Origin of the sequence: Collimonas sp. OK307 (assembly GCF_900113705.1) — a bacterium.
In the GTDB taxonomy this organism is placed as follows: Bacteria; Pseudomonadota; Gammaproteobacteria; order Burkholderiales; family Burkholderiaceae_D; genus Collimonas.
Map to the genome: position 1 here is coordinate 208,691 of NZ_FOQI01000002.1, position 26,190 is coordinate 234,880.

Below are 26,190 nucleotides of genomic sequence, written 5' to 3' on the forward strand. Positions count from 1 at the left end.
TGTCGCCTAGGTCTCTTACCTCAATACTCGGCATTGCCCGTAATCACAGCGCATGGCAAGCGCGTCGCCGTTATCACATGAAACCGTATATGACTCGAATCCCGGACCTCTGTCGTTAAGGATCGCACGCGGCGCCCTGGAACAAGATTTCGCCTCGGGGAGATGTTCGGTTTGATATGAGTATTTGCCTACCTGCCCAGCAAGAGACTCGGCGGGTGGAATGCCGGTGGCAACAGCAGTCGTTACGGTGGCTTCCGTAATTACCGGTTGCGCCGGGCTTGACGGCTTACTTCCGTTCAATTGCCCCGCAATCGCTCCGGTATTAGTTGTGGCTTGAACCCCTGTAGTCTGAACCGGTGGAGAAACTGCGACTGGCGATGCCGATCCGGCAACCGCTAAGGTCTTTGTGCCAGGCAATTTCAAAATATCCGTGGCAAGCAAATTGACGCAATCCGATGCAGATTTATCCAGATAGGTCTTGAGGAGCGATGCGTTATTGCTCAGGAGCTGATCTTTGGTTACCGGATTTTGTGCATCTCCTCTTGCTGTTTTACACAGCGTTTCAGCAACCACCTTCTTGGTTGATGTATCGACCAGCCTTATGCGAGCCGAATAAATAACCCTATAGTGGGCCCAGTCGCTCGGAAAGTAGAGGAACATCCACGCAAAGGTTTTAACGTCCAGAAGATAGTCAGCTCCCCGATAGGTCGACACCAGGTTCTGCACGTCGTCACTGGCTGCAACGATGTTTTGGTTGGAGACCAGCGTTGTCCCTCGTTCCTCGCTCAGTCTTGTTGCCAGCCCCTGGCCAATCTTCAGTGCGGGATCTTCAATCCCGTTGGTCCGGACGATTTCGTTACCCTCTGCAACCATCATGATAGCTCCCAGCACAGCGAACGCGGCTTTGCCGGCAGTGGATGCAGAAAAATCCGGAGTTGGATACTTTGTCAGTACGACTTTTTTGCCTGTCAGCTGTACCGAACCATCTTGCGAAAGCGGCGTATGGCTCACTGTCGTGCATGCCGCTAACGAAGCGGTAATGAGGATGGCTCCGATGGCTCTTTTTGTGGTTTCTCTCAGTCCCATGGACTGCCCCCAGTAGATATTTTTCTGCATGATTATTCGAATTGTAGTTAGCGGCAGCGGAACAAAAGCCGAAATAGTTGCCAAATGGCATCACAGCATAAGGACTGTCGGGAAAGTTGTCTACTGAAGTTACGGATTTGCGCGACGCGCAATGTGGTTTTTCCGGTCAGGCTACGGAATATAGAGTCGCGGCGCCCCACGCCATCAGCAGGACGCCGGTGCCACGACCGATCCAATGACCAGCAGGTGCAAGTTTTTCGATCAGGATAAACAGGGCAATGCCGCCGATCCACGTAAAGTTCATCACGCCGCCAACAAAAAGCAGCAGCATCAGCAGCCAGCAGCAACCGACACAGTAAGCACCGTGTCGGAAACCCATCACAAACGCACCGCGCACTCCTGTCCGCCAATGCGCCGTCAGGAATTCAATCGGCGAACGGCAGTTTCGCAAGCAAAACTGCTTTAGCGGCGTCCATTGGTACAGGCCGGCGGCGATCAACACCGCTCCCGCCAGGACGGCGCTGGTGGTTTCCATCATCGGCGGCGACAACGCACTTTGCTCCATCACATACTGAAGCGCGGCAGCCGCCAGGCTAAACGTAGCCCAGACCGCGACGTAGCCAAGCATGAATCCACCTGATGCCGTCACCAACTCGCCGGTTGCGGCTTTGCTCCGTGCGATTGTGGAATAGAGCAGGATCATCGGCGCGGCGCTTGGCAACATCATGGCCGCCATCATTACCGCCCACATGGCAAACACGAGGACTGCATGGCCAAGCGTCCACGGCCCCATGCTCATCGGCATCAGCATGTCGCCCATCGCTTGCATCATCCCGGCGCCAGTCAGCAGATACGTCCAGGACAGGATGACGACGACCAGCAGCCCGGATACGACCAGGACACGATCGTGCCGCAGCACGCGCTGCATGAATGCGCTATCAGCCACTCAAGCCGCCACGCCTTGCGGTGTTTGCACTACATTAGCCAGCGTACTGTGGCTGCCCGTAGTCTCGAACTTGATGGCGCCGTTGCTGCGGATATTGGCTGATGCCACCTCGCCCTCGTGGTGCTCGAAACCCTCCGGCATCACAACCAGAATGTGGTGCGGCTCGCCGGTCACCGGGTTCTTGATCGGTTCCACTTCGGTTTCAAGCACGCCGGGGATAACCAGGCGCGCGGTCCTGGCAGCCTTGTCAAACTCGAACGTGATGGGAGCGAAGATAGGATCGTGCATCTTCGTCACGATCACGCTGAAGATATGGAACAGCGTGCCTTCCGCCGAGTTCTGCCCCGACATGATGTTGAACAATGCCTCACGCTGGTCGGGGCTGGCACGCTCTTCGATGATCGGCTGCAATTGCCCGTTTCCTTCATGCAATGCACCCGGGAACGACACCACTACGAAGAAGCTCAAGCCATCCAGGCTGGTGGCGCCGAAATGGCCCTTGGTGATGCGCATGCCTGCGAGACCCTGGCAGCTACCCTGCGTCGGCCTGGCGTTGAAATCGCAAGGGCACCCGAATGCGCAATTGCAGTTCTTGATCCATTCGCCTTCGAGGCGCCAGTCAGCTTGTGCCATGCTATTCTCCTGTCAGTGTTTGTGAGCGCATCGTGGTTCGACGCGATCGACATGCGAGCCTGAAGCAGGTCAGCAGATCCTTTGAATGCTTACAATCGAGACATGTTGTGCTTCAGCATTGAGACGTTCCATGAACGCAAGGTGACGCATTGAATTCATCGTCAAAATGTGTTTTCACTGAGTGAAGATTAGTGCACGTCTTGACCTATTACAAATGGTTTCGACCTGTTCTTTCGACCCGCGCCGGGCTTCACGAAAACACGTTGGCTGACTCGCTTCAAGCAGTATCCGGTTCCCCGTTTATAGTTGAAAATCCATGCCATGAAGCACCATCACACAGCCATTCTCCAAGCCGTCAATCTCACTTTTCATTACCCTGAGCAAAATTTATTCGATAACTGGTCGGCCGAAATTCCTGCAGGCATCACGCTGGTGCGCGGTGGCGATGGGCGGGGGAAGAGTAGTTTGCTGCGGCTGCTGGCCGGCGACTTGGCGGCCCAAGCGGGGGAATTGCAGATCAACGATGTGCGCCTGCATGAGCAGCCCGACGCTTATCGGCGGCAAGTATTCTGGGTTGATCCGCGTTCGGAGGCGTTCGACCAGATGACGGCGCATGAGTATTTTGCTTCGTTGCACGGTGCGTATCCCGGGTTTGATGATGCACTGTTGCCAGCCCTCACCGAAGGGTTGTCGCTGACGCCGCATTTGGACAAGCAGCTGTATAAGTTATCCACAGGAAGCAAACGGAAAGTCTGGTTGGCGGCTGCGTTTGCGGCCGGCGCCACGCTTAATTTGTTGGATGATCCGTTTGCGGGGTTGGATAAGGCGTCTATTAATTTTGTCGTGAAGATGTTGAATCAGGTTGCGGGTAATCCGGGGCAGGCTTGGGTGATTGCGCTTTATGAAGCGCCGGAGGGAGTGCCGTTGGCTTCGGTGGTGGAACTAGGAGATTGAGAGGGCGCTTATCCGCAGATTTGGGAGTCAGCGTCTCCCAAATTGAATTGTTACAGCGCTTTCTGGCTGAAAAACTGAAAAAGTAATTGGTGAAATATGATGACAGGTAAACCCCTCCCCAAGATAGCTGGCGATTTTTTTCCGCTCGTAGATAACCTGAAGCCAACTGCAGGCCAGCAGCCAGCCAAAGATTTGGGGCTGGCCGATAATTTCCCGCCTGTTACAAGATCCCTCTCAGGAATCTTGGCGTCAAGCCATGATGTTGATGACAAGCGAGATTACCGTGCATACGTAGAGGAAAAATATCGGTGAATAGCCTCTATGAAACGAAAGTCATTCTTGCCTAGGTCCGATTGCTCTTGAAGTTCCGCCAGATCAGGCCGGAACCAGCTCTATCTTGATTTTCTTTCCCAGTGCCGCCCCGCGCCAGCTAGCGTAGTTAGTGTCAGGCTGGTGTCGCTTTCATCCAATAGGCGATTCAGCGCAGCACAACTGGTATGCATCTTACTGGCCAGCGCAGTCTTGGTCATTTTTTGCCCCTTCATTTCGCGCGCAATTTGCCATGCAATCACACGTTTAACGGCCACAGCCGTTACGCCTTGCAACGTTGCGTCTTCTGCAAGGAAATCATCGAAACTGCTGCCGATATGCTTTCTGCTCATCATTAGCCCCTCATTTTTTTCTTGCGGTTGCCCGCTGTTTTTAAATCGTCTTTTGGTGCGGCCTGAGACTTTTTAATAAAGCCATGCAACAGCACCATGACATGTTCGTCCAGAGTGGACCTTAACCCATTCTTGGGTCATAAAGCCATTTCCGAAGTTTGGTTGCCGTGATGCCTTTGGCATCTGCATGCAACGGATTAATCAGGACGTTTTGTTCCTCAGGAACAATGACAGACGGCACCAGCAGCAAGGCAGAAACACCACTGGCAGCCCAGGCATCGCCAGCGTCAAGACTTACCCTGCCTGTTGGAAGGGCATCCCATCCGACTGGCGCGCTTGTCGCCGTTAGCTGTACGGCCGCTTTCCATGCGACGTCAGGGATCTCGATGCGTACCAGGTAGCGATTTAACGGTAGCCCGGCAGACTTCACATGGACAAATGTTTCCAGGCAAGCCAGAGCAATGTTTTCTGCACAGTAAAATAAGGCAGTTCCGGGGCGATTCCAGCGCCCGCCGGTGACCTTCGCACCGGCGCCAGTCAGGTCGTCAGCAGTATAGTCAGGCGTGTCGGCAGCAATGCGCCACACCACCCGACTCAAGCGTAGGCTCCGCTTTGCATCGTGGCCAGAAGGTTGGAAACCAGTTTTTGACCTTCCATGGTGTCCATGTAACTCGCCGGACATTCACCGCCTAAGGCGGGAATCGGTTCTTCCAGCCAGTGCGCAACCCATTTTGCGGCATCGAATCCTTCCGGGTTGCCGGATTGCTCTACCATTGCCTGCACCTGGCCGATCAAATTGGACATGCCGACCACACGCTCGCTATCTTCCGCGGAAAGCTCTTCATCCCTGCTCGCCTTGCGATTGACGGTGGCCGTTGACAGCCTCAGGAACTTGAAAATCCTCTCCTGGGGCGTATCCATCATACGCACCATGTCTTTTACCTCAACGGCGCGCACACCTTGCCGGATCAATCTCACGCGAGAAGCCGGGGTAGAGCCATACACGTTACGAAAGTCTGTCAGCGAAATCAAGCCGGACTCGGCGGCAAACGCCGTTGCCCGATGTGCTTTTTTGGCTTGAGAGCGTTTCTCAGTTGAAATTGTCATAGCACGCTCCTTTGAGCAATTATATTAGATCAAATGAGCATGAAAGCCAAGGGCTAGATTCTTCATCGCCGCTATGTGAGCGGTATGGCCCACAGACGTTAAGGCAATCGCCGATTGAACTATGCCGCTGGCTTTGTCGAGCAGAGCGTCGATTCTGACGAAGGGCAACAGAGGCTCAAATTGATGGGGAGAGCTGTGCATTTTTTTGCCGGTTATTTTTCCGCTGTAGATTTATTCCAAGTAATTGATTTTTATGAATTTTAAAATAATAGATAGCGAAAATTTAGAGTTATTTTGCCGATTATTTTTCCACTAAATTTTCCGCCAGTATTTCCGGTTAACAGAGTCCTGTAATACCAGTCGAATTCAAATCTCCAAGCCACTGATTGTCGGTAGGCGTTTGGTCAGCGCCGTCTGTGTCTGACGTCGAATTGCTCGATGATGGCGTCACACCGCTGGGAAGCGGCGTGTTTTCAGGCGGAGGTAATCTGCGCGGCGTAATGCCAGGGTAGGAAGTCCTCGACTCGGTTGGCCTATTCGCCGGTAATCATAAGACAGCCGCTCATAATTCTGACGCGTAACGAAGAATGAGGCGTAAAGCCTGCTCGCTCGAGTCCCGCACCTTGCAGTCGTATCCAGAAAATCTCGGGATCATCCTCCTGATAAAAGGACACGGTGAGTCGTTCCTGAATATTCGTGGCGAATTTGCTGATTGCTTCGGAACAGTCTGGAGCAGATGTCGCGGATTCTGTAGGTCGTGTATGGATGTTTGTCACAAGGAACTCCTTTACCATTGTCTGAAGTCGGGGCGAACAATCGGCAACTCCGTGGAGACGGCAAGGCTCAAGATAAAACTTTCGCAAAGCAGCCTTGTGAGACATTCAACTGCTCAGAACCCGCGCCGCCAAAAAGTGTCGATTAGTCTACAACGTAACATGTGACGATTAGTCCGTGTCCGATTAGTCTACAAAATGGGTTAATGCTTATGTGAAAACATTATCCATACGCTTCGGTGAACGCATAAGAGAACTGAGGAAAGAGCGAGCTCTTTCTCAAGAGGGATTTGCCGACATGTGTGGTTTTGACCGTACGTATATCAGCGGTATTGAAAGAGGGGTGCGCAATCCCTCTTTGTCTGCGATAGAGGCTTTAGCTATGGCATTGAGTGTCACAGTGGCGGAGCTTTTTAGCGGACTTTAGCGTTGCCAAATCACGTCAATCCAGCCCTTCCTTCCACTGCGATCATCTCGAATTGCCAGTTCTCTTTTGAAGAACATCTACTTGGCGTGTCAATTCTGCAATAACACGAGTAATATGGACGTTACCAAAAGGAAACGTTTATATGGCGACACTCATTCCGGCAATAGGCTCCTGTTCCTCCAGAATGACTTCTGGCGAAAGGCGATTCGCGCTCCGGCTCGAAGAAAAGCTGGAGACTGATTACCTGTGCTGGTATGACGTTTCCATAGGAGAGCGAACCAAGCATCCGGATTTTGTCGTATTTCATCCAAGTCGCGGATTGTTGGTGCTCGAAGTCAAAGACTGGAAACTCGACACCATACAAAGTATCGATAAACAAAATGCCAGCATCCTCACCGGCCAAGGACTAAAGCATGTATTGAATCCGCTTGTACAGGCCCGTCAATACATGTTCGCAGTAACAAATTTATTCGAACGAGATCCACAGTTGATATGGCCCAGTGGATCGTTGAAGGGAAAACCTTCATTCCCATACGGTCACGGCGTAGTGCTGACCAACATCAGTCGCAAGCAATTCGATAGCACCGATATCGGCGAAGTGATTCCCCCCCATCTGGTCATTTGCCAAGACGAGATGACCGAGAGTGTTGACGTCGAGTCGTTTCAAAAACGTCTTTGGGAAATGTTCCCGATCAAATTCACCAGACGACTCTCGCTGCCGCAGATTGATCGCATTCGTTGGCATATGTTTCCGGAAATCCGCATTCCGGCGCAGCAAGATATGTTTGAGGATGCCGGACAGAAAATGACTGAAATTCCAGACTTGCTGCAAGTCATGGATCTGCAGCAGGAGCAACTAGCTCGGAGCCTTGGCGAAGGTCATCGAGTCATTCATGGTGTGGCGGGATCAGGGAAAACGCTGATATTGGGCTATCGAGCGGAACACCTTGCCAAGCTATGTCAACGTCCGATCTTGGTCCTTTGCTATAACAAGACTCTGGCTACAAAACTTGGCAGCATGATCGAGGCCAAAGGATTGCAAGACAAGGTTAACGTGGTTAACTTCCACGCCTGGTGCGTTCGCCAACTAAATGCATATAACGTCGGGACGCCACCTCAGAACTCAAATAAGACTAATTTCTTCGACGCTTGCGTTGAAAAGCTCATTCAATCCGTCGACAACAAACTTATCCCGTCTGCCCAATATGATGCGGTATTGATCGATGAAGGTCACGATTTCAAGCCTGAGTGGTTCAAGCTAGTGGTGCAGATGATCCATCCGGACTCAAATTCATTATTGGTGCTTTACGACGATGCGCAGTCGATTTATGGGGGTAAGAAGAAACTCCGGTTTTCTTTCTCCAGCGTTGGTGTGCAGGCGCAAGGACGCACCACCATCCTCAAATTAAACTACAGAAACACGGCTGAAATTTTGTCTGTCGCACGAGCCTTTGCCGACGATTTGCTATCGCAAAACGATGCTGAAGACGATCAAGCGCCAACCCTTCTCCCTATGAGCACCGGCCGCCGAGGGCCCAAGCCGTTGTTGATCAAGCTCCCATCGCTAAAGGAAGAGGCGGACTATCTCGCGGAGAGACTGGCTGAAGCAAACAGGACTGGAACCGCATGGAACGACATTGCGATTATTTGCAGACACTATTCCACCGGTAACCCACTTATAGAGAGCTTGAATCGAAGGAACATCCCATTTGAATCGCAACTGGGCAAAAGCCATCCCTACAATCCAACGCATAACAGCGTCAAGCTCATCACTATGCATAGCAGTAAAGGGCTCGAATTTCCGATGGTCTGTATTCCTAGCCTTGGCGCGGAAATCATCGCGGATGAAGATTTGCAAGATGAAGCGCGCTTGGTCTACGTTGCGATGACTCGGGCAACACATGAGTTAATCATGACGCATGGAGAGCAGACTTTGTTTGTTGAGAAAATGCAGAAGGCGATGCAGACATTGCTTTCTTTATGAACGCTCTGAATTAACGGTTTGCATTTTGGTTTTTTGCTCTGTCTGGCTTGGCCGGCTCCCCGAGATCAGTACGACAGCTTCAGCCAGCTTGAAATCTGCTCTGGCGACCAATCTTCGGTCGCCGGCTTCCTCGCTTCCACTCCCTTGAGTCCAACATTGACGACAGAGGGAAATACTTTGGTCGCCTGGCTCACTTTCATGCCGCCTTACCCAATAGATCCGGCAATGGTAACCAGTTCAACAGCAAGTCCGGCACCTTTGTGGATGTTGGTCTGGGCGCATTTGCCGGGGAGCTCGTCTTCGTTGGCGCGGAACGAACCCAGTACATCATTTTTTCAAGTCTGAATCCCTTTAGATCGTGCAAGCCGATCAAATGGCACAAAAGAAATTGTGCCATTCATCATCATTTTTGATACTTATCGGCAAAATGTTGCATAAATTCAATTGCCTTAAGATAATATATAGAAAATTATCAAGAATGAAAAATGATCGTGGCGTTCGAACTCGAAAAACTTTATAGCCGTCGCAAAGATATCCACGAAAAATTCGGTGGACAGCAGCAAGGCGGAATCGCGACGCCGGCGAACGCGCCTTATATCTTTCTTTTTACGAGCGAAGCTGGCGAACAGCACGGCTACCGTGACGGCTATGACGAAAACGGCTTGTTCATCTATACGGGTGAAGGACAAACTGGCCCCATGCAGTTCCTCAGGGGAAATCGTGCGATCCGCGACCATATCAAAGATGGGAAAGAGCTACTTCTCTTTTCCTCTACAAAGAAAAGTGGGATCTACAGATTCAAAGGACCGTTTTTGTGCGCGGGATGCAGCGACGAAATGGTCGGACCAGACACAGAGGGCAATCCGAGGAAATTAATACAATTTCACTTAACTCCATCATCAGTGCTAACGGCACATCTCCAAGATGAATCAAGTGAACTCGTAACGCATGAAAATCTCAGTCTAGATGAGATGAGGAAGCGTGCTTACGCCGCCGTTGAAAACAAAGTATGCACTGCACCGGTGGTTTCAAAAAGAAACTTATACAAACGAAGCGAAGACGTCAAAGCGTACGTTTTAGCCCGTGCTAAAGGTATTTGCGAATCATGCGGGAAGACGGCGCCATTCTTAAATAAAGACGGGAAGTCGTATTTGGAAGCACATCACATTCGCCAACTGTCAGATGACGGATTAGACATTCCTTCTTGGATCGCAGCAATCTGTCCAAACTGCCATCGTGAGATTCATCATGGACGGGATGGGGCGATAAAAAATCAAATCCTGCTGACCCAAATCAATAGCTTTGAAAATTCACTAATTTGTTGATGTAGCCGCTCTATAGCCAAAAGTACCTGTCGCACGCGACGAGCGCCTGACTGGAAGTTTGCCGGGATGTATTGGGTACATCGCCGGCGCCGTGAAGCCACCGTCACTGCCGGCGCAAGCATCCGTCGCAATCGAAACGGATAGTGGCCATGGACGCGTGATTCCCCGCATGCATGGCCACCATCTTGATTGCAGCCGTGGCGTTCACGGCGTGATGCTGATTACTTAGGTGTAGCTTCTTTCACATCGGTCTTGGCGACAGGCGCGTCGGCCTTTGCCTTGGCAACAGGCGCCTTGACGTCTGCCTTGACTGCCGGCGCTTCGGCCTTTTCTTTTGCGGCAGGCTCTTTTGCTTCCGACTTTACTACGGCTTTCGCCTTGGCTTTTACAGCCTTGTGGTGCGCCTTGGTTGTCGCGGTCTTGACCTTGGCTTCAGTACCAGCGGCCTTTGCTTCCGTCTTTGCATCAGTCTTGACTGCCTGGGTAGTGGTAGCAGTGACTGCGGCAGCCGGTGCGACTGGAGCAACTGGTGCAGTGCCTTGGGCGAAAACAGATGTAGCAAACAAGCCAGCGATCAGAGTAGCGATTAATTTGTTCATTTGTGTACCTTTACGTTATCTTGATTACCCCGGGTAATTCCTGAGGACTTGAGCAATTAACGAGTGCTGCTAAGGGATTGTTGACGCACATTACACACGGTTACAACTATGTACATGAAGCGCCAAAACGATCCGATCGCACGTTCAACTCCACCAACGTATGCACCGGGTATTCCACAACAGCGCACTGAAATCAAAAAGGCCAACCCGCAGAGGTTGGCCTTTTTGATATACGTGTCCGGTCCTAAAATAGGTTGTCACTAACTTGGCACAGCTTTCACTTTCCGTGGCACCCGACAAATCAGACGTCAATATTCCCAGCTTGCAGCGCATTCAACTCAATAAACGCTCTCCGAGGTTCAACATCATCCCCCATCAAGGTCATAAAGATCTGATCCGCAGCAATAGCATCCTCAATCTGCACCTTCAACAACCGGCGCACTGTCGGATCCATCGTGGTTTCCCACAATTGCGAAGGATTCATCTCTCCCAGACCTTTATAGCGCTGCTTGCTAACGCCACGTTCTGCTTCATCACGCAGCCAAGCCATGGCTTGGTGGAAATCGATAATCGCTGATTCTTTGACTTTCTCACCAGCTCCACGACGGATCACAGCGCCAGGACCGATCAAACCCTTGAACGTTTCCGCAGCGTTGACCAATACCGTGTAGTCAGGGCTCGCAACGAAATCGCTGTCGATAGCGCTGGCTTTGATGTTGCCATGGTAGCGGCGATGAATACGCAGTGAGTGCTTGTCGGAGAGTTCGTCGGACTTCACGAAGACTTCCACCGATGGCTCGTTGATCGATGCCTGCAACGCCTTGGCCGATGCTTCGGCATCTACCAGCGTATCCAGCTTAAGCGTAACGCCAGTCATGATTGAGGTAAGTGCAGCACCATCAATCGCACGTGTTAAACGGGTGATGATCGAGTTCGCCATGTTGTATTGACGCACCAGCTCAGCCAGGGCAGGGCCGCTGATCGGCAACGCACCTTCGCTTGGCACCAAAGCCGCATCATTCAACGCAACCTGCATCATGTAAGTAACTTCTTCAGCATCATCTTTCAGATAACGCTCGTCCTTGCCATGCTTGACCTTATACAGCGGCGGTTGCGCAATATAGATATGACCACGCTCAACCAATTGCGGCATCTGACGATAGAACAGAGTCAGCAACAGTGTACGGATGTGGGCGCCGTCAACGTCCGCATCGGTCATGATAATAATGCGGTGGTAACGCAGCTTATCGGCGTTGAATTCATCAGCCCCGATGCTGGTGCCGAGGGTGGCGATCAAAGTAGTGATCTGTTCCGACGACAGCATTTTTTCGAAACGGGCCTTTTCCACGTTGAGCACCTTACCGCGCAACGGCAAAATCGCCTGGAATTTACGATCACGACCCTGCTTGGCGGAACCGCCGGCTGAGTCACCCTCGACGATGTAGAGTTCGCATAGCGCCGGATCTTTTTCCTGGCAATCGGCCAATTTGGAGGACAAGCCAAGCCCATCCATCACGCCTTTACGACGAGTCAGCTCACGCGCTTTGCGGGCAGCGTCACGTGCACGGGCGGCTTCGACGATTTTGCCGCAGATGATCTTGGCGTCGTTCGGGCGTTCTTGCAGATAGTCGTTAAGCGTCTTGGCGACGATTTCTTCTACCGGCAGACGGACTTCGCTGGAGACCAGCTTGTCTTTGGTTTGCGAGCTGAATTTCGGCTCTGGCACTTTTACGGACAAGACGCAGGTCAGGCCTTCGCGCATGTCGTCGCCGCTGGTTTCTACCTTGGCTTTCTTGGCGAAGTCATGTTCTTCGATGTACTTGTTGAGCACCCGGGTCATGGCGGCGCGCAGGCCGGTGAGGTGGGTGCCGCCGTCGCGTTGCGGGATGTTGTTGGTGAAGCAGAGTACTTGTTCGTTGTAGGCGTCGTTCCATTGCATGGAGACGTCGACCGAGACGCCGTCTTTTTCGCCGGTGGCCTGGAAAATGGTCGGGTGCAGGACGGTTTTGGCTTTGTTGATGTATTCGACGAAACCGCGGGTGCCGCCTTCGAACGCGAAGTTTTCTTCCTTGCCGGTGCGCTGGTCGGTCAGCTTGATGTGCACGCCGTTGTTGAGGAAGGACAGTTCGCGGATGCGCTTGGCCAGGATTTCGTAGTGGAATTCAACGTGCGTGAAAATCTCTTCGTCGGCCCAGAAGTGGACTTCGGTGCCGCGCTTGTCGGTATCGCCGATGACTTTGATCGGGGAGACGAGTACGCCTTCCTGCATTTCGGTTTCGCGATTTTGCGGTACGCCGCGCACGAATTCCATGTAATGCACTTTGCCGTCGCGGCGGATGGTCAGCTTGAGCAGTTTCGACAGGCCGTTAACGCAAGACACACCCACACCGTGCAGGCCGCCGGACACCTTGTAGGAGTTCTGGTCGAACTTGCCGCCGGCGTGCAGCTCGGTCATGACGATTTCGGCTGCGCTGCGCTTTGGTTCGTGCTTGTCGTCGAACTTGATGCCGGTCGGCACGCCGCGGCCGTTGTCGGTGATCGAGATCGAGTTGTCGGCATGGATGGTGACGTGGATTTCGGTGCAGTGGCCAGCCAGCGATTCATCGATGGAATTGTCCAGCACTTCGAATACCAGGTGGTGCAGGCCGGTGCCGTCAGAGGTGTCGCCGATGTACATCCCGGGGCGTTTGCGTACCGCTTCCAGGCCTTCGAGAATTTGGATCGAGGACGCTCCGTATGCATTGGGTTGCGGCTGATTGGTGTTGTCTTGAGGGGCTGATGACATGGCTACCTTCTGAAAAGCTTACTTCGGAACTACATATATTGGGGCTGAATGTTACTTTTGCAAGTAAACAGGGCGGAACCGCACAACGCGTTCCGCCCTGTTTCTTTAGCGAATTAAATCCGCATTGGCATGACTACGTACTTGAAATCGGCGTTTTCCGGCACGGTAATCAGTGCTGAGGAATTGGCGTCGCCGAGGGCGATGTTGACGTTGTCGCCTTTCAGGTTGTTGAGTACGTCGAGCAGGTAGGTGACGTTGAAGCCGATGTCGACGCTATCGCCGCCGTAATCGATTTCGAGTTCTTCAATCGCTTCTTCCTGGTCGGCATTGGTCGAGCTGATCTTGAGGCTGCCCGGGGTGACTACCCAACGCACGCCCTTGAACTTGTCGCTGGTCATGATGGCGGCGCGTTGCAGGGAGCGCAGCAACTGGTCGCGGCTGATGGTGAAGTCGTTCTTGTAACCCTTCGGCACCACGCGGGTGTAGTCGGGGAACTTGCCTTCTACCAGCTTGGAGATCAGTTCGATATCGGCGAACGACAGCTTGACCTGGTTGTTGGCGATTTCGAGTTGGACCGGTTCGTCGGTTTCTTCCAGCAGGCGCTGCAGTTCGATGATGGTCTTGCGCGGGATGATGACTTCCTGGCGCGCAAATTCCTGCTCGGTGGCTACCTGGCAAAACGCCAAGCGGTGGCCATCGGTGGCGACAGCTATAACGTTCTTGCCATCGAGTACCAGCAACAGACCGTTCAGGTAATAGCGGATGTCTTGCTGGGCCATCGAGAAATGGACCATGTTGAACAAATGCTTGAGGGTCTTTTGCGGCAGGGTGACGGTGGCGTTGTAATGATCTGCCTGGGCTACCGTCGGGAATTCTTCGGCGGCCAGTGTTTGCAGTGCAAAACGGGATTTGCCGGATTGCACAGTCATGCGTTTGTTACTGAGAGTCAGCGAGACTTCGCCGGTATCCGGCAGGGCGCGCAGAATATCGAGCAGCTTACGCGCTGCAACGGTCGTTGCTGCAACTTCGCTGCCGCTACCGACCTTGGCGTTGGTGGTGATTTGCACTTCGATGTCGGTCGACAGGAAAGAGACCTTTTCGCCGTCTTTGCGAATGAGGATATTGGCCAGAATCGGCAATGTGTGCCGACGCTCGACAATACCGCTCACGATCTGCAGTGGCCGGAGAAGGGTATCTCGGTTGGTTTTGACCAATTGCATAGCTATATCCTTGTTATTTAAAAATCAAATATTGCTGCTTGCTTGCATGCCTTACTTGTTACTTTGCTATTACTTTGCGAATACTTTCAAGCAGTCTATAAATGTAACTTAATTCGACTGCCAGCGACTCACAAACCATGTAAATCTGCGCAGGTTTCAGGTTTTTTTACAGTTTCCGCCAGAACATCTTTATTTAAGCGTAGCGACAAAAAAACCACACTTGCAACCAATTTTCAAAATTGCCTTATCCAAACTTATCCACAGGATTGCAGGCAATCCAGGCTGTGGACAAGACGACATTGAAATCAGCCCTTCAGCGTTTGTTCCAGCACGTGCAATTCATGGTTGCACTCTGGATTCTTGGTACGGTCGCCGGCGATCTTGCGGACTGCGTGCAGCACCGTGGTGTGATCGCGGCCACCGAACAATTCGCCGATTTCCGGCAAACTCTTCTGGGTCAACTCTTTGGCTAGATACATGGCGATCTGGCGTGGACGGGCGATATTGGCCGGCCGCTTTTTCGAGTACATATCGGCAACTTTGATGTTGAAAAAGTCGGCCACGGTTTTCTGGATGTTCTCGACGGAGATCTGCCGGTTCTGTACAGACAGCAAATCTTTCAATGCATCCTTGACAACATCGATGCTGATATCTTTGCCATGGAAACGTGAGTAAGCAAGAATCTTGCGCAGTGCGCCTTCCAGCTCACGGACGTTGGAACGTAAATGTTTGGCAACAAAAAACGCCACATCATCGGAGAAGGTGACGCCTTCCGATGCCGCTTTTTTCAGCAGAATCGCTACCCGCATTTCCAGTTCCGGCGGCTCGATGGCGACCGTCAGACCGGAGTCGAACCGCGAAATCAGGCGGTCATCCATGCCGGTGATTTCTTTTGGATAGGTGTCGCTGGTGATGATGATTTGCTTCTTTGCAGCGATCAATGCTTCGAACGCGTAGAAGAATTCTTCCTGGGTACGGCTCTTGCCGCCGAAGAACTGGATATCATCGATCAGCAACAAATCGAGCGAGTGGTAATAACGTTTGAAATCGTCAAAACCCTTGCGTTGGTAAGCAGTCACTACGTCGCGAACGTATTGTTCTGCGTGGATGTAGCGAATCTTGGAGTTCGGATTGTCGGCCAGCAGCTGGTTGCCGATGGCGTGGATCAGATGGGTTTTACCGAGCCCGACACCGCCATATAAGAACAGCGGATTGTAGGAAACACCCGGATTATTCGCTACCTGGATAGCTGCCGCCCGTGCCAGCTGGTTGGCTTTACCTGTTACGAAACTGTCAAAACTCAACGCGGTATTAATGCGCGACTGATCGCGCCTGGCGCTGACGGCACTGTTCTCGGTCTGCACTTCCGGCAGGCGATCGAAGTTGCTGTTGCCATAACTGCCGCCGCCGGCAGCGGACGACTGGCCGCTCGACTGCTCGCTATTATTATTGTTGTTAATAGCGACCGGCATGCTGGAGCTGACCGGCGCTGCCGTCGACTTGCGTGGATCGAGCACGAATACGACTTCGATCGGCGCCTCCCAATATTGGTGCGCCAGGGTCGTGATGCGGCTTGCAAATTGTGTTTTGACCCAATCCAGCTTAAAGCGATTCGGCGCAGCTATGCGCAACCGTCCGTCCTCGTAGTCGAGTGGCGCCAGTGGTTTTATCCACGCGCTAAATTGTTGAGGCGTCAATTCCTGCTCCAACTGGGTAGAGCAGCTCTGCCAGAAATTTTCCATGAATCGTTCTAAGTGAAGGTGTGCGGGATGAGGTTCTTTACGCCCAGGCTTGGTTTTTTTATTGCACGCTGGTTTCAGTAATGATTAACAATACTGCGCAATGCATAACTGGCGGGCGTGCCACACATAAGCCGCTATTCTACCCTTGCCGGCGCAAGTTATCCACAGGCACGGCCAATTAATACCGACTATTAAAGTAAAAAGCCTAAGTGTAAAAGACCGCTAAGTGATTGACAAACAAGCAGAAAATGGGTTCTAATTCAAGGTTCACTGTCCGCTGAATTGCCGGTTTGCGTGTTGACTGCTCTCTGTACTTGTCCCGATTTCGTTGTTCGAACCCGTGGCGACCAGGCTCAGATCCAATGGCGAAAGGGTAAAAACCCAGCGCTCTGAGTGTGAAGATCCGATTTATTTTTGCTGATTAGCGAGACCAACATGAAACGTACTTACCAACCTTCCGTCGTGCGCCGTAAGCGTACTCACGGCTTCCGCGCCCGTATGGCAACCCGCGGTGGCCGCGCTGTGCTCAATGCACGTCGCGCCAAAGGCCGCAAGCGTCTGGCAGCTTAATCTCAAGCCTGACGCTTAAGGCGTTGCTTGCGTGACAGAGAATCCAGACGTCCGTTCGAAGAACTACGTCCAAGACTTTGCACGTAAACGGCGCATCGTTAAAACGGATGAGTTTTCATCCGTTTTTCGTTTGCGCCCTGTCTTTAGAACGGCGCATTTCGTGTTGTATACCCGCCTTAATGCGCTGCCGCATGCCCGTCTGGGCGTAGTGGCGGCAAAACGGCTGGCACCACGCGCTGTTACGCGTAACACGGTAAAACGGGTTACGCGTGAGTTGTTTCGTCTGACACCATTGCCGCCAATCGACTGCGTTGTGCGTTTATCCAAACCGGTAAACACCAAAGCAGGCCCGGCTACGACTGCGCGCTTGAAGCGAGAGCTACATGGCGAACTGAAGCAACTGTTCGCGTCGCAACGTCTGGCGGCTGGCTCGCCGTAGCAGTACAGCCTTGTAACGTCGTATTTATATCGATATATTTCAGGGCTTGTATTGTTCCAGCCTGGCTATAGATAGCCTTAGTCCATAGTCCAGGCACGGAAGAAGAAGGAAAAAAGCTGTCATGAAAATGCCTCTACTGTTCCTGTTGCGCCTCTACAAACTGGGCATCAGCCCGTTTCTGGGACAGAATTGCCGTTTTTATCCCAGCTGCTCCGATTACGCAGCCGAAGCTATCCGCACGCATGGCGCCCTGAAGGGTAGCATGCTGGCCGGACGTCGCCTGTGCAAATGCCATCCGTGGCATGCGGGCGGACTCGATCCGGTTCCGCCACACCAGTCATCCACATCCCCCTCTGCAACCAAACCCGCATCGGTTTCCCGATCGTGTGGTTGCGGCCATTCCTGAATCATAGATAAATACTCTTATGGATATCAAACGTACCGTCCTGTGGGTTGTATTTTCGGTCTCGCTCTTGTTCCTTTGGGATCAATGGCAGCGCCATAACGGCCAGCCGTCATTGTTCTTCCCAAGTGCTAACCAGACTGTGCCAGTAGCAACCGGTCCTGCGGGTTCTGCCAGCGCTGTTGCGTCAGCCGACGCCAGCACTTCGGTGCCGCAAGCTTCTGCCGCTACTGCTGTCGCCGGTGCATCGGCTAGCGCCGTGCCTGCCACTGCCGCAGAAACCAAAGGCGAAATCATCACCATCACTACCGATGTCGTCAAAGCTGACATCGATACGGTTGGCGGTGAACTGACGCGCCTGGAACTGTTGCACCACAAGGACACGGTCGATCCGACCAAGAACCTGGTGTTGTTCGACCACAGCGCGATCCGTACCTATCTGGCTGAAACAGGCCTGATCGGCGGTCCTTTCCCTAACCACAAGTCGCCATTCACGGCCTTGCCAGGTGCCCGCACCATGGACAACGGCAACCAGGTGCAACTGGTGCTGGAATCGACTGAAGGCGGCGTCAAGCTGACCAAGACCTACACCTTCAAACGCGGCGATTACTCGATCGACATCAAGCACACAGTTACCAACGACAGCGCCGCGCCAGTCTCGCCTTCGCTGTACATGCAACTGGTGCGTGACGGCAATGCGCCAGAAGGCGAACAGCGTTTTGTGCACACCTTCACTGGCGCTTCGGTGTATACCGATGCCAGCAAGTTCCAGAAGTTTGCCTTCGACAAGATCGAAAGCGGCAAAGCCGACCATGCACTCAAGTCTGACGACGGCTGGTTTGCACTGATCCAGCATTACTTTGTCTCGGCATTCATTCCGCAAGACAAGGCGCCGCGCGAAATCTTCACCAAGAAGATCGCTACCAACCTGTATGCAGTCGGTAACATCCTGCCGTTGGGCACGATTGCACCGGGCGCCAGCGTGACCATGGATGCGCGTCTGTATTCCGGTCCGGAAGTACAGGCTGACCTGGAAGCCGTCGCTCCTGGCCTGGAACTGGTTAAGGATTATGGTTGGCTGACGATCATCGCCAAACCGATTTTCTGGCTGATGACGCAGATCCACAAAGTCCTCGGCAACTGGGGCTGGACCATCATCGCGCTGACCGTGCTGATCAAACTGGCGTTCTTCCCATTGTCGGCTGCCAGCTATCGCAGCATGGCCAAGATGAAGCTGGTCACGCCGAAGATGACATCGATCCGCGAGCGTTTCAAATCCGAACCGCAAAAAATGAACCAGGCCATGATGGAGCTGTACAAGACCGAGAAGATCAACCCGCTCGGCGGCTGCCTGCCGATCGTGGTGCAGATTCCGGTGTTCATCTCGCTGTACTGGGTGTTGCTGGCCAGCGTTGAAATCCGTAACGCACCGTGGCTCGGCTGGATTCACGATCTGGCTGCACCGGATCCGTTCTACATCTTGCCGGTTGTGATGGCGATTTCGATGTTCATCCAGACCAAGTTGAACCCGACGCCACCGGATCCGATGCAGGCCAAGGTGATGATGTTCATGCCGCTGATTTTCTCGGTCATGTTCTTCTTCTTCCCGTCGGGCCTGGTGTTGTACTGGGTCACCAACAACGTGCTGTCGATTGCGCAGCAGTGGGTGATTACCCGCAAGATGGGCGCAGGTCCGGCCAAGGCTTAAAATCGGATATACCGATTGTCGTAAAAAAGCCCGTGAATTAAAAATTCACGGGCTTTTTTGTGGCCATTTGCTTATCGTTGTTTCTATTATCCAACAACCCTCGTAGAATAATTCCATGTCTTTCGATTCCTCTCCCATCGCCGCAATTGCCACCGCACCAGGACGCGGCGGCATTGGCGTAGTCCGTATTTCCGGCAAGCAGCTGGGCTCCCTGATTGAAGCCGTTTGCGGCGTTCCGGAAAACAAGCTGACCCCGCGCCACGCCACCTATCTGCCTTTCAAGAATACCGACGGCAGCGTCATCGACCAGGGGCTGGCGATCTATTTCAAGGCGCCGCATTCTTACACTGGCGAAGATGTGCTGGAACTACAAGGTCATGGCGGCCCGGTGGTTTTGCAAATGCTGCTGACCCGTTGCCTGGAGGCGGGTGCGGATATCGGACTGCGGATGGCGGAGCCGGGTGAATTTACGCAACGTGCCTTTATCAACGACAAGCTGGATCTGGCCCAGGCTGAAGCGGTGGCCGACTTGATTGAAGCGTCCACCGAGGCGGCTGCCAAATCGGCTTCGGAATCGCTATCCGGTGCGTTTTCCAAGGTGATCCACGCGTTGGTGGGGCAAGTTACCAATCTGCGCATGCTGGTTGAAGCGACGCTGGATTTTCCGGAGGAGGAAATCGACTTCCTGGAGAAATCCGATGCGCGCGGCCAGCTGGCGACTATCCGCAGTACGCTGGATAACGTGTTCAGCCAGGCCGCGCAGGGTGCTTTGCTGCGCGACGGCTTGAACATCGTGCTGGCGGGGCAGCCGAATGTCGGTAAATCGTCCTTGCTGAATGTACTGGCTGGATCTGATGTGGCCATTGTCACGCCGATCGCCGGCACCACCCGCGACAAGGTGACTGAAACCATCCAGCTGGAAGGTATCCCGCTCAACATCATCGACACCGCCGGCATTCGCGAAGCCGAAGACGCCAACGACGAAGTGGAGCGGATCGGCATCGAACGCACCTGGGCCGCAGTGGCCAGCGCCGATGTGATCTTGCACATGCTGGACGCCAATCACGGCCCGTCGCTGGCGGATGAAAAAATCGTCGCCCGCTTCCCGAACAGCGCACCGATCATCCGCATCTGGAACAAGATCGACCAATCCGGCCACCGGCCCGCGGTCGATGTGATGAATGACGCTACCCATATTTACCTGTCGGCTACCGACCATCTTGGTATCGACCTGCTGCGTGGGGAGCTGCTACGCATCGCCGGCTGGCAGCAAACCGGCGAATCGCGTTACCTGGCCCGCGAACGGCATCTGATTGCGCTTAAGGCGGCGCGGGATCACCTTGATATTGCCGATCAGCATGCATCTCTCGACAACCGCGTCAACGATCAGTCGCTTGATTTGTTTGCGGAAGAGTTGCGGTTGGCGCAGGACAAGCTCAGCAGCATTACCGGGGCGTTTACGCCTGATGATTTGCTGGGGGTGATTTTTTCGCGGTTTTGTATAGGCAAATAAACAGTCCGTTCAGTCCGTTGATTTGTCAGATCCATACATGCATCTGAAGCTAACCTGCTTAGCTGGATAACTGCATCGAAAATTGATCCAGGTATAGAACGCAATCCTGCTCAACATAGCTCCGACTCCGGGAACCTGGTGAAATTTTGATCTTTTATTTATCTCTTGCGCTTATTTTTTGGGCTTTTGTTCTTATAGCTGAACATCGTAAAGATCTGCATCAATTACTCGTCGCCGCTGTCACCATCGCTTTTGTGATGCTCGCGGGTTTTCGGTGGGAGACCGGATATGACTGGATAGCTTACGAGCAGGCGCTTGCCGCCGCGCCCTCGCTTTTCCAATTGTCCTTTGCGCATTTACCAGACGCCCTCAGGCCAATGGAGCCTTTATTCGTCATATTGCTATCAACAATAAAGACATTTGGCGGCACCATGCAATCGCTTTATTTGATTGTTGCGCTTTTCAACGGGGTCACGTTCTATATTTTCGTCAGGTATTGCAGAGCGAGCGTTATTTTTGCGTTTGCCGTGTATTTTTGCTGGGTATATCTATTGGCTCAGATGGCACTTATCCGACAGTCGATCGCCTTGTCGTTCTTAATGCTTTCGCTAATCCGGTTCGATAAGTCAAAGCATTCGTCGGCGCTTGCTCTCTTCTTTATGGCGATCGGCTTCCAGTATTCAGTACTGATGTTTGCACCGGTTTTTCTCACCAAAGCTTACAAGAAGATTATTGCATTCGAGATCCCGATTTTATTGGCGTTAGCGGCGTTTTACCTTTCAGGAATCAGCTTGTTTGATATGCTCGGATACGTCGCTGAGCACGCCCACTTCAGATTCATTACAGAAAAATTCCAGCACTATTCCAGCCTTGGGCCATCTCCCAAAAGCGTGGGGACAGCAATATATTTGTTAATTAATATTTTCAGCTTTTTGTATTTTTCAAAATTTGCAAATATCAGCTCTCGATTAGAAAAATCGTTGATGCTTTCGATCCTTGTAACGATTATTTTGGAAGCGGTTTTCTGGCAATTCTCGCTACTCTGGCTCCGAGCCCACTACTTTGTTGTAATTGCCCAGGGAATCTTGTTATACAAAACATGGGAAACAATAAAACCATTGCATAGAGCGGCCCAGCTGACGGTGGTTTTCGTGCTGAGCATCGTGGCGTTGGTTAAACCTTTGCTCGATGAGACGGCACGTCCGTATTTTCCGTATCAAACGAGTATGCGTTTTATATATACCAATGACCTGGGCGACGGGCGAAAAAGGCTGGAGGATTACAATTTGATGGCTAGCGAAAAGGAGTGCGCTATAACAAAGTGCAGGCCGGGTATCCTGAACAAATGATTGCTCCGTTCATGCAGTTCCGCTTTTTTCTCCCTAAGTGTTGGACTTAGCCCGCAACCACAAGGCATCTGGATATTGCCGATCGGCACGCGTCGCTCGACAACCACGTCAACGTTCAGTCGCTTGATTTGTTTGCGGAAGAGTTACGGCTGGCGCAGAACAAGCTCAGCAGCATTCCCAGTTGCTGTACTTATCTTCGCCACTCACCAGCCACGCATAGGCTGGACGTATCGGCGGCACAACTTCCCAGGGAGCGAACCGCCTCCAAGACTGCCGGATGGCTAACCAAATCGGCGATCCAAGGGTGCAATAAATGCCCGAAAACCCGCCTCTCTCCCTCTGCAACAACTTTACCCGGGTCACAAAAATCCAGATATTGGCGATATGCCCGCAGCGCTTCCAATTCTGACAAGGCTGGCAGAGGAAAGACTGCACCATGTTGCCGGTATTCCGATAACAGTAAATTTTCAGGCTTCATGCGACGATAGCCTCCATGCAAATATGATGAATCTGGGAAGCTCTCACAGTGGTTGTGTGTTCGCTGGAAACTTTGTGAGCGGCTGCCGCGGTCATGTTCGCCCACCCCGGGTCACCCCGCAGGAATGCATCGCGCACATCAACGGTGTCTCCAATGACGCTCTGCAGATCGGTTCCGACGTAGTGTTCACCCTCGACAAAACCCAACGCCGATAACCACTTGCCAAGAGACGTTCGCTCGCATATTGGGAGGCAACCAGCCGCCATCCCCTCAAATACCTTCGCAACCAGATAGCCAAAGACTGAGCCACAAACGAGCATGGCGGGATAAGTTCGCAGTAATTCAGCATAACGTTCACGGCCCAGATGCAGTAGAGCGATGGAATCTGCTTGCATGTTGTTCGCCTTGTCACCCGGGTAACCTGGGTAGCCCGGGTGATCAACAACGTCGCAAACCGATGCTGACAGTTTCGCCTGACAAAACTGACGGAATGGATAGGGCCAGGTACGTGAACCGGACAAAAGAATACGATCCGACGACGGTGAAAATTTAGCGGGGCAATGGAAATAGGATGCTGCGGCATGTGGCATCCAGTGGGTTTTGTGCCGAGTAATCTCCGGGTACCACTGATGCAATTTGTCCTGATAGGTTGCGAGGATCAAATCGGCCCACTCAAATGCACGCAGCCGCTGCTCTCGACGATGAGGAGTGAAGTAATGTACGTCATCGCAAAAAAAGATCCGCTTCGCCTGCCCGTCGGCAGGGAGCGAATTTGCGCAAAGTGCCGAGGCATTTCGTTCAAGTAACTCATATGCCTCCCATAGCAAGACAATTCGCGCACGTCGAATCGCCGCCACCACGACCGCATCGTCCACTTCGCCGATGACAAGCTTGGTCCAACCGCAATCAACCAAGCCTTGTTGCAGTTCGTAGAATTCGCGTGAAATATAGGTTTCCCATCCCGCTGGCACACACAGCAAAAACATGCCGTTCCCGGCAGGCGGGGAATCGAGCAAAGGGGTGACTTCCTGATCTTCATCCATATGGCGCTCGTTGTTCTTTCTGGACGCAAGTGCGACCTAAAAATCTTTACCTCAATGACGCGCAGCCCCGCGATGCAGGAGCCATCGATTCGATGCCGCTCGGCTTCACGTAGCAGGGCAGTGACATGCCTGCCGGGATATCGGTAAGGTGCTCAATTCATTAAAACCAGGATTTCATACTAGACCATCTCCCCCATCAAAACTTGATTTTTAGACAATCCAAGAATTGCCTTAAAACTTGCCTGATTAGTCGTAATACGCAAAGAAGCGGCGCTCGAGCCAATTTTTAGAGCCTCGCTCCTTCATCGGTTCGAGACCTTTTTATTGCGCAAATACGAATGACTTAAAAAGGGGTATTGAAAATCAGTTGAGGGGACACAATATTGATTTAGTCTCCTCCAACTCTCCCTAAGTTTTGGACTTAGCCCGCAACCGAAAGGTTGGCGGGCTTTTTTTGGGGTTCATCGCGGATTGCTTTACTGCGCAGCAGGAGTAAAGTGAACGGGCACGTGCATCTTCCTTAAAACAGCAATTCACAAAGGAGATTCGTATGTCCGCACATACTTACAAGATAGTCGAACTCGTCGGATCGTCCACGATTGGCACTGACGACGCCATCCAGAACGCGATTTCCAAGGCCGCACTTACGGTAAAACACATTGACTGGTTTGAAGTCATTGGAACCCGGGGGCATGTAGCGGATGGCAAGGTCGCTCACTTTCAGGTCACGCTCAAAGTAGGCTTCAGACTTTTGGATGGCGCACCCTGACCCGGCGATTGCCACATATAAATAGTAAATAACTTAATAGGTCTTGAAAATTGGACGGGGGGCACAATATTGTCCTGGTCTCCTCCAAATCTCCCTAAGTTTTGGATTTAGCCCGCTGCCGCAAGGCTGGCGGGCTTTTTTTTTGTCTCTTGAAAATGCGTCGAAAAAAATAACAAGATGACAATATTCCCGGTTCGCACACTCGCGGAAATTATTTTCAACGACAAATCAAAGGTGTACATTGCCTATAGCGTCGATAACGCTGATAACGTCGAACCGAGGCGCATATGAAACCGCATATGAAACATTTCTCCACCTTTCTCCGCGAAAATCCCCTCTACGCAGGGTTGCTGGGTCTGCTCGCGATATTTGCCGTGATAAAAGGTATCACCCTCGGGATTGCCTACGTTATTGGCGCGACGCTAAAGCTTGGCGTTGTGGCAGTGGGTCTTTTGCTTGCCCTGAAAATTCTGCTGGTGGCTGCCTGGCTGGCCAATAGAGCAAAACGTCAGTCCAGGCCGCTCCTGCTGAAATAACGCGATTTTCGATTACCGGCCTGCGCCGGCTTACCTCACCCAATCCCGCCACAACACCATCAGCACCGTCATCAGTGCAGGGCCAATGAAGAGGCCCAGCAGTCCGAACGTCTGTGCGCCGCCGAGGATACCGAACAGGACCAGCAGGAATGGCAGGCGCGTCGAGCTGCCGATCAGCAATGGCCGCACCAGATGTTCGGCGATCAGCACAACAACAAAGCCGAATACGAGGACGCTGACGGCGCCGACGGTTGCCCCTTGTACGAAAAGCCACAGGGCGGCTCCGCAGAAAATGATTGGCGCGCAAAACGGCAGCATGGCAGCAATTGCCGTCAGCAGGCCGAGTAGCGTCGCATGCGGTACACCGGATATCGCGTAGGCGATACCCAGCAGCGCACCTTCGCCGATACCGACCACCACCAGGCCGGCGACGGTGCCGCGCACGGCCGCCGTCATCTGGCTTGCGATCAGCGCTCCCTCGGCGCCAAAGGCGCGGCGGGTTGCCTTGACCAGGTTTTCGCTCATGCGCGGACCAGCCAGGAAAATGACGAAGAGCGTGACCAGCATGAAGCCAAACAGGATCAGCCCGTGTGCGGCGACCGCGCCAAAATGGCGGCCGAAAGCAACCGCCGTTTCACCATGCAACCCGTTCATTACCGGCGAATCGTGTAGCGGACGTGCGAGATTTTCTTGCCACCAGCTTGCGATCTGCTGCGCCCCGAAAGGCAAGTGATTGACCAGGTCAGGCAGCGGGATGCCGTTGGCTTCCGCCTGCTTGAACCAGGTTACGAAGTCGTGCATCTCATGCGCGGCCTGTGTAATGACGAGTGCGAAAGGCAGCACGACGAACAATGCGACTGCGGCTGCGAGCAATAAGGCGACGATGGTTGCGCGGGCCCGCGATCCACGTTGCGGTTCCAGGCGCAACAACAGGGGCCACAACGCTATCGCAATCACGGCGGCCCAAACCACTGCCGGAATGAAATCGCGCACAACCCACAGTGCGAGTATGACGAGCACCGCATAGAGCGCGGTCGATGCGGCTTGCTGGATTTTCTTGTTGCCAGGTTCTGGCTCGCCAGACTTGCGTTGGATCATAGAGGTGTCTTTTTTAGTTGATATGCGTCCTGGCCAACCGC

Annotated in this window: 27 protein-coding genes and 1 pseudogene; 14 read left to right on the forward strand and 14 right to left on the reverse strand. The window is 52.8% G+C overall.

From position 1 onward, the window contains the following. Positions 1–15: 15 nt before the first annotated feature. From BM205_RS04625 to BM205_RS04635, 3 genes are all read right to left on the reverse strand, one after another. Entirely contained in the window at positions 16–1,116 is a 1,101-nt protein-coding gene (locus BM205_RS04625) for a hypothetical protein (protein WP_092413040.1), read from the reverse strand. A 136-nt stretch (positions 1,117–1,252) separates the two neighbouring features. Next, on the reverse strand, positions 1,253–2,032 hold the full coding sequence (locus tag BM205_RS04630) for a DUF2182 domain-containing protein (RefSeq protein WP_371326454.1): 780 nt from the start codon (positions 2,030–2,032) through the stop codon (positions 1,253–1,255). Next, on the reverse strand, positions 2,033–2,665 hold the full coding sequence (locus BM205_RS04635; protein WP_092413041.1) for a DUF1326 domain-containing protein: 633 nt from the start codon (positions 2,663–2,665) through the stop codon (positions 2,033–2,035). It lies immediately after the preceding gene. Between the two features lie 321 nt (positions 2,666–2,986). On the opposite strand from BM205_RS04635, the gene BM205_RS04640 reads away from it, so the two are divergent. Then, the gene (locus BM205_RS04640; protein ID WP_092413043.1) at positions 2,987–3,619 is read left to right on the forward strand and encodes an ABC transporter ATP-binding protein; all 633 of its coding nucleotides are present in this window, start codon (positions 2,987–2,989) and stop codon (positions 3,617–3,619) included. Between the two features lie 96 nt (positions 3,620–3,715). Then, positions 3,716–3,931 (forward strand): hypothetical protein, encoded by a 216-nt coding sequence (locus tag BM205_RS04645; protein WP_092413045.1) that lies wholly within the window; start codon positions 3,716–3,718, stop codon positions 3,929–3,931. 63 nt (positions 3,932–3,994) lie between these two features. On the opposite strand, the pseudogene BM205_RS04650 reads toward BM205_RS04645, so the two are convergent. The 4 genes and pseudogenes from BM205_RS04650 to BM205_RS04660 form a co-directional block, all read right to left on the reverse strand. Next, positions 3,995–4,281 (reverse strand): annotated as a pseudogene (locus BM205_RS04650) (Fis family transcriptional regulator). A 2-nt stretch (positions 4,282–4,283) separates the two neighbouring features. Continuing rightward, positions 4,284–4,379 carry a type II toxin-antitoxin system RelE/ParE family toxin gene (locus BM205_RS23950; RefSeq protein ID WP_139227213.1) on the reverse strand — a complete coding sequence of 32 codons (96 nt, stop codon included), beginning with the start codon at positions 4,377–4,379 and terminating at the stop codon, positions 4,284–4,286. Between the two features lie 23 nt (positions 4,380–4,402). Continuing rightward, positions 4,403–4,879: an RES family NAD+ phosphorylase gene (locus BM205_RS04655; protein WP_175511157.1), complete on the reverse strand. Its 477-nt coding sequence runs from the start codon at positions 4,877–4,879 to the stop codon at positions 4,403–4,405. Then, positions 4,876–5,388, reverse strand: coding sequence for an antitoxin Xre/MbcA/ParS toxin-binding domain-containing protein (locus tag BM205_RS04660; RefSeq protein ID WP_092413049.1), 513 nt, complete (start codon positions 5,386–5,388; stop codon positions 4,876–4,878). The genes BM205_RS04655 and BM205_RS04660 overlap by 4 nt, the downstream gene beginning before the upstream one ends. Before the next feature lie 114 nt (positions 5,389–5,502). Between BM205_RS04660 and BM205_RS24200 the strand changes: the two genes are divergently transcribed. Then, entirely contained in the window at positions 5,503–5,652 is a 150-nt protein-coding gene (locus tag BM205_RS24200; RefSeq protein WP_175511158.1) for a hypothetical protein, read from the forward strand. Between the two features lie 269 nt (positions 5,653–5,921). Here the strand turns inward: BM205_RS24200 and BM205_RS24745 are convergent, their stop codons facing one another. Continuing rightward, on the reverse strand, positions 5,922–6,269 hold the full coding sequence (locus BM205_RS24745; protein WP_092413051.1) for a SymE family type I addiction module toxin: 348 nt from the start codon (positions 6,267–6,269) through the stop codon (positions 5,922–5,924). A gap of 106 nt (positions 6,270–6,375) precedes the next feature. On the opposite strand from BM205_RS24745, the gene BM205_RS04670 reads away from it, so the two are divergent. The 3 genes from BM205_RS04670 (at position 6,376) to BM205_RS04680 (ending at position 9,897) form a co-directional block, all read left to right on the forward strand. Next, positions 6,376–6,588 (forward strand): helix-turn-helix domain-containing protein, encoded by a 213-nt coding sequence (locus BM205_RS04670; RefSeq protein ID WP_092413053.1) that lies wholly within the window; start codon positions 6,376–6,378, stop codon positions 6,586–6,588. 142 nt (positions 6,589–6,730) lie between these two features. Next, on the forward strand, positions 6,731–8,572 hold the full coding sequence (locus BM205_RS04675) for a DEAD/DEAH box helicase (protein WP_175511159.1): 1,842 nt from the start codon (positions 6,731–6,733) through the stop codon (positions 8,570–8,572). A gap of 485 nt (positions 8,573–9,057) precedes the next feature. Next, a complete protein-coding gene (locus tag BM205_RS04680; RefSeq protein WP_092413055.1) occupies positions 9,058–9,897 on the forward strand; it encodes an SRA domain-containing endonuclease in 840 nt (279 codons plus the stop codon). A gap of 221 nt (positions 9,898–10,118) precedes the next feature. Here BM205_RS04680 and BM205_RS04685 read toward each other — a convergent pair whose 3' ends face one another. The 4 genes from BM205_RS04685 to dnaA all read right to left on the reverse strand — a co-directional run bounded on the left by BM205_RS04685 (position 10,119) and on the right by dnaA (position 16,243). Next, positions 10,119–10,496, reverse strand: coding sequence for a hypothetical protein (locus BM205_RS04685; protein ID WP_092413057.1), 378 nt, complete (start codon positions 10,494–10,496; stop codon positions 10,119–10,121). Between the two features lie 301 nt (positions 10,497–10,797). Continuing rightward, positions 10,798–13,281 carry a DNA topoisomerase (ATP-hydrolyzing) subunit B gene (gene gyrB, locus BM205_RS04690; RefSeq protein WP_092413059.1) on the reverse strand — a complete coding sequence of 828 codons (2,484 nt, stop codon included), beginning with the start codon at positions 13,279–13,281 and terminating at the stop codon, positions 10,798–10,800. Positions 13,282–13,394: 113 nt separating this feature from the next. Beyond that, a complete protein-coding gene (gene dnaN / locus BM205_RS04695) occupies positions 13,395–14,501 on the reverse strand; it encodes a DNA polymerase III subunit beta (RefSeq protein ID WP_038483788.1) in 1,107 nt (368 codons plus the stop codon). Between the two features lie 305 nt (positions 14,502–14,806). Then, complete coding sequence (gene dnaA, locus BM205_RS04700; protein WP_092413061.1) at positions 14,807–16,243, reverse strand: chromosomal replication initiator protein DnaA; 1,437 nt, start codon at positions 16,241–16,243, stop codon at positions 14,807–14,809. A 435-nt stretch (positions 16,244–16,678) separates the two neighbouring features. Here dnaA and rpmH point away from each other — a divergent pair, with 435 nt between their 5' ends. The 6 genes from rpmH to BM205_RS04730 all read left to right on the forward strand — a co-directional run bounded on the left by rpmH (position 16,679) and on the right by BM205_RS04730 (position 22,225). Then, positions 16,679–16,813: a 50S ribosomal protein L34 gene (gene rpmH / locus BM205_RS04705; protein ID WP_061535510.1), complete on the forward strand. Its 135-nt coding sequence runs from the start codon at positions 16,679–16,681 to the stop codon at positions 16,811–16,813. 31 nt (positions 16,814–16,844) lie between these two features. Continuing rightward, positions 16,845–17,252, forward strand: coding sequence for a ribonuclease P protein component (gene rnpA / locus BM205_RS04710; RefSeq protein ID WP_092413063.1), 408 nt, complete (start codon positions 16,845–16,847; stop codon positions 17,250–17,252). A 121-nt stretch (positions 17,253–17,373) separates the two neighbouring features. After that, positions 17,374–17,658, forward strand: coding sequence for a membrane protein insertion efficiency factor YidD (gene yidD, locus BM205_RS04715; RefSeq protein ID WP_092413065.1), 285 nt, complete (start codon positions 17,374–17,376; stop codon positions 17,656–17,658). Between the two features lie 19 nt (positions 17,659–17,677). After that, a complete protein-coding gene (yidC, locus tag BM205_RS04720) occupies positions 17,678–19,363 on the forward strand; it encodes a membrane protein insertase YidC (RefSeq protein ID WP_092413067.1) in 1,686 nt (561 codons plus the stop codon). Between the two features lie 115 nt (positions 19,364–19,478). Further along, complete coding sequence (mnmE, locus tag BM205_RS04725; RefSeq protein ID WP_092413069.1) at positions 19,479–20,876, forward strand: tRNA uridine-5-carboxymethylaminomethyl(34) synthesis GTPase MnmE; 1,398 nt, start codon at positions 19,479–19,481, stop codon at positions 20,874–20,876. A 146-nt stretch (positions 20,877–21,022) separates the two neighbouring features. Further along, positions 21,023–22,225, forward strand: coding sequence for an EpsG family protein (locus BM205_RS04730; RefSeq protein WP_092413071.1), 1,203 nt, complete (start codon positions 21,023–21,025; stop codon positions 22,223–22,225). Positions 22,226–22,699: 474 nt separating this feature from the next. Here the strand turns inward: BM205_RS04730 and BM205_RS04735 are convergent, their stop codons facing one another. Then, positions 22,700–23,746, reverse strand: coding sequence for a CgeB family protein (locus BM205_RS04735; RefSeq protein WP_092413073.1), 1,047 nt, complete (start codon positions 23,744–23,746; stop codon positions 22,700–22,702). Positions 23,747–24,296: 550 nt separating this feature from the next. Here BM205_RS04735 and BM205_RS04740 point away from each other — a divergent pair. Together BM205_RS04740 and BM205_RS04745 are read left to right on the forward strand one after the other, a co-directional pair. Further along, on the forward strand, positions 24,297–24,515 hold the full coding sequence (locus BM205_RS04740) for a dodecin (RefSeq protein ID WP_092413075.1): 219 nt from the start codon (positions 24,297–24,299) through the stop codon (positions 24,513–24,515). Positions 24,516–24,814: 299 nt separating this feature from the next. Then, the gene (locus tag BM205_RS04745) at positions 24,815–25,051 is read left to right on the forward strand and encodes a hypothetical protein (RefSeq protein ID WP_092413077.1); all 237 of its coding nucleotides are present in this window, start codon (positions 24,815–24,817) and stop codon (positions 25,049–25,051) included. A 30-nt stretch (positions 25,052–25,081) separates the two neighbouring features. Here BM205_RS04745 and BM205_RS04750 read toward each other — a convergent pair whose 3' ends face one another. Next, positions 25,082–26,149: an AI-2E family transporter gene (locus BM205_RS04750; RefSeq protein ID WP_092413079.1), complete on the reverse strand. Its 1,068-nt coding sequence runs from the start codon at positions 26,147–26,149 to the stop codon at positions 25,082–25,084. Positions 26,150–26,190: the final 41 nt, after the last annotated feature.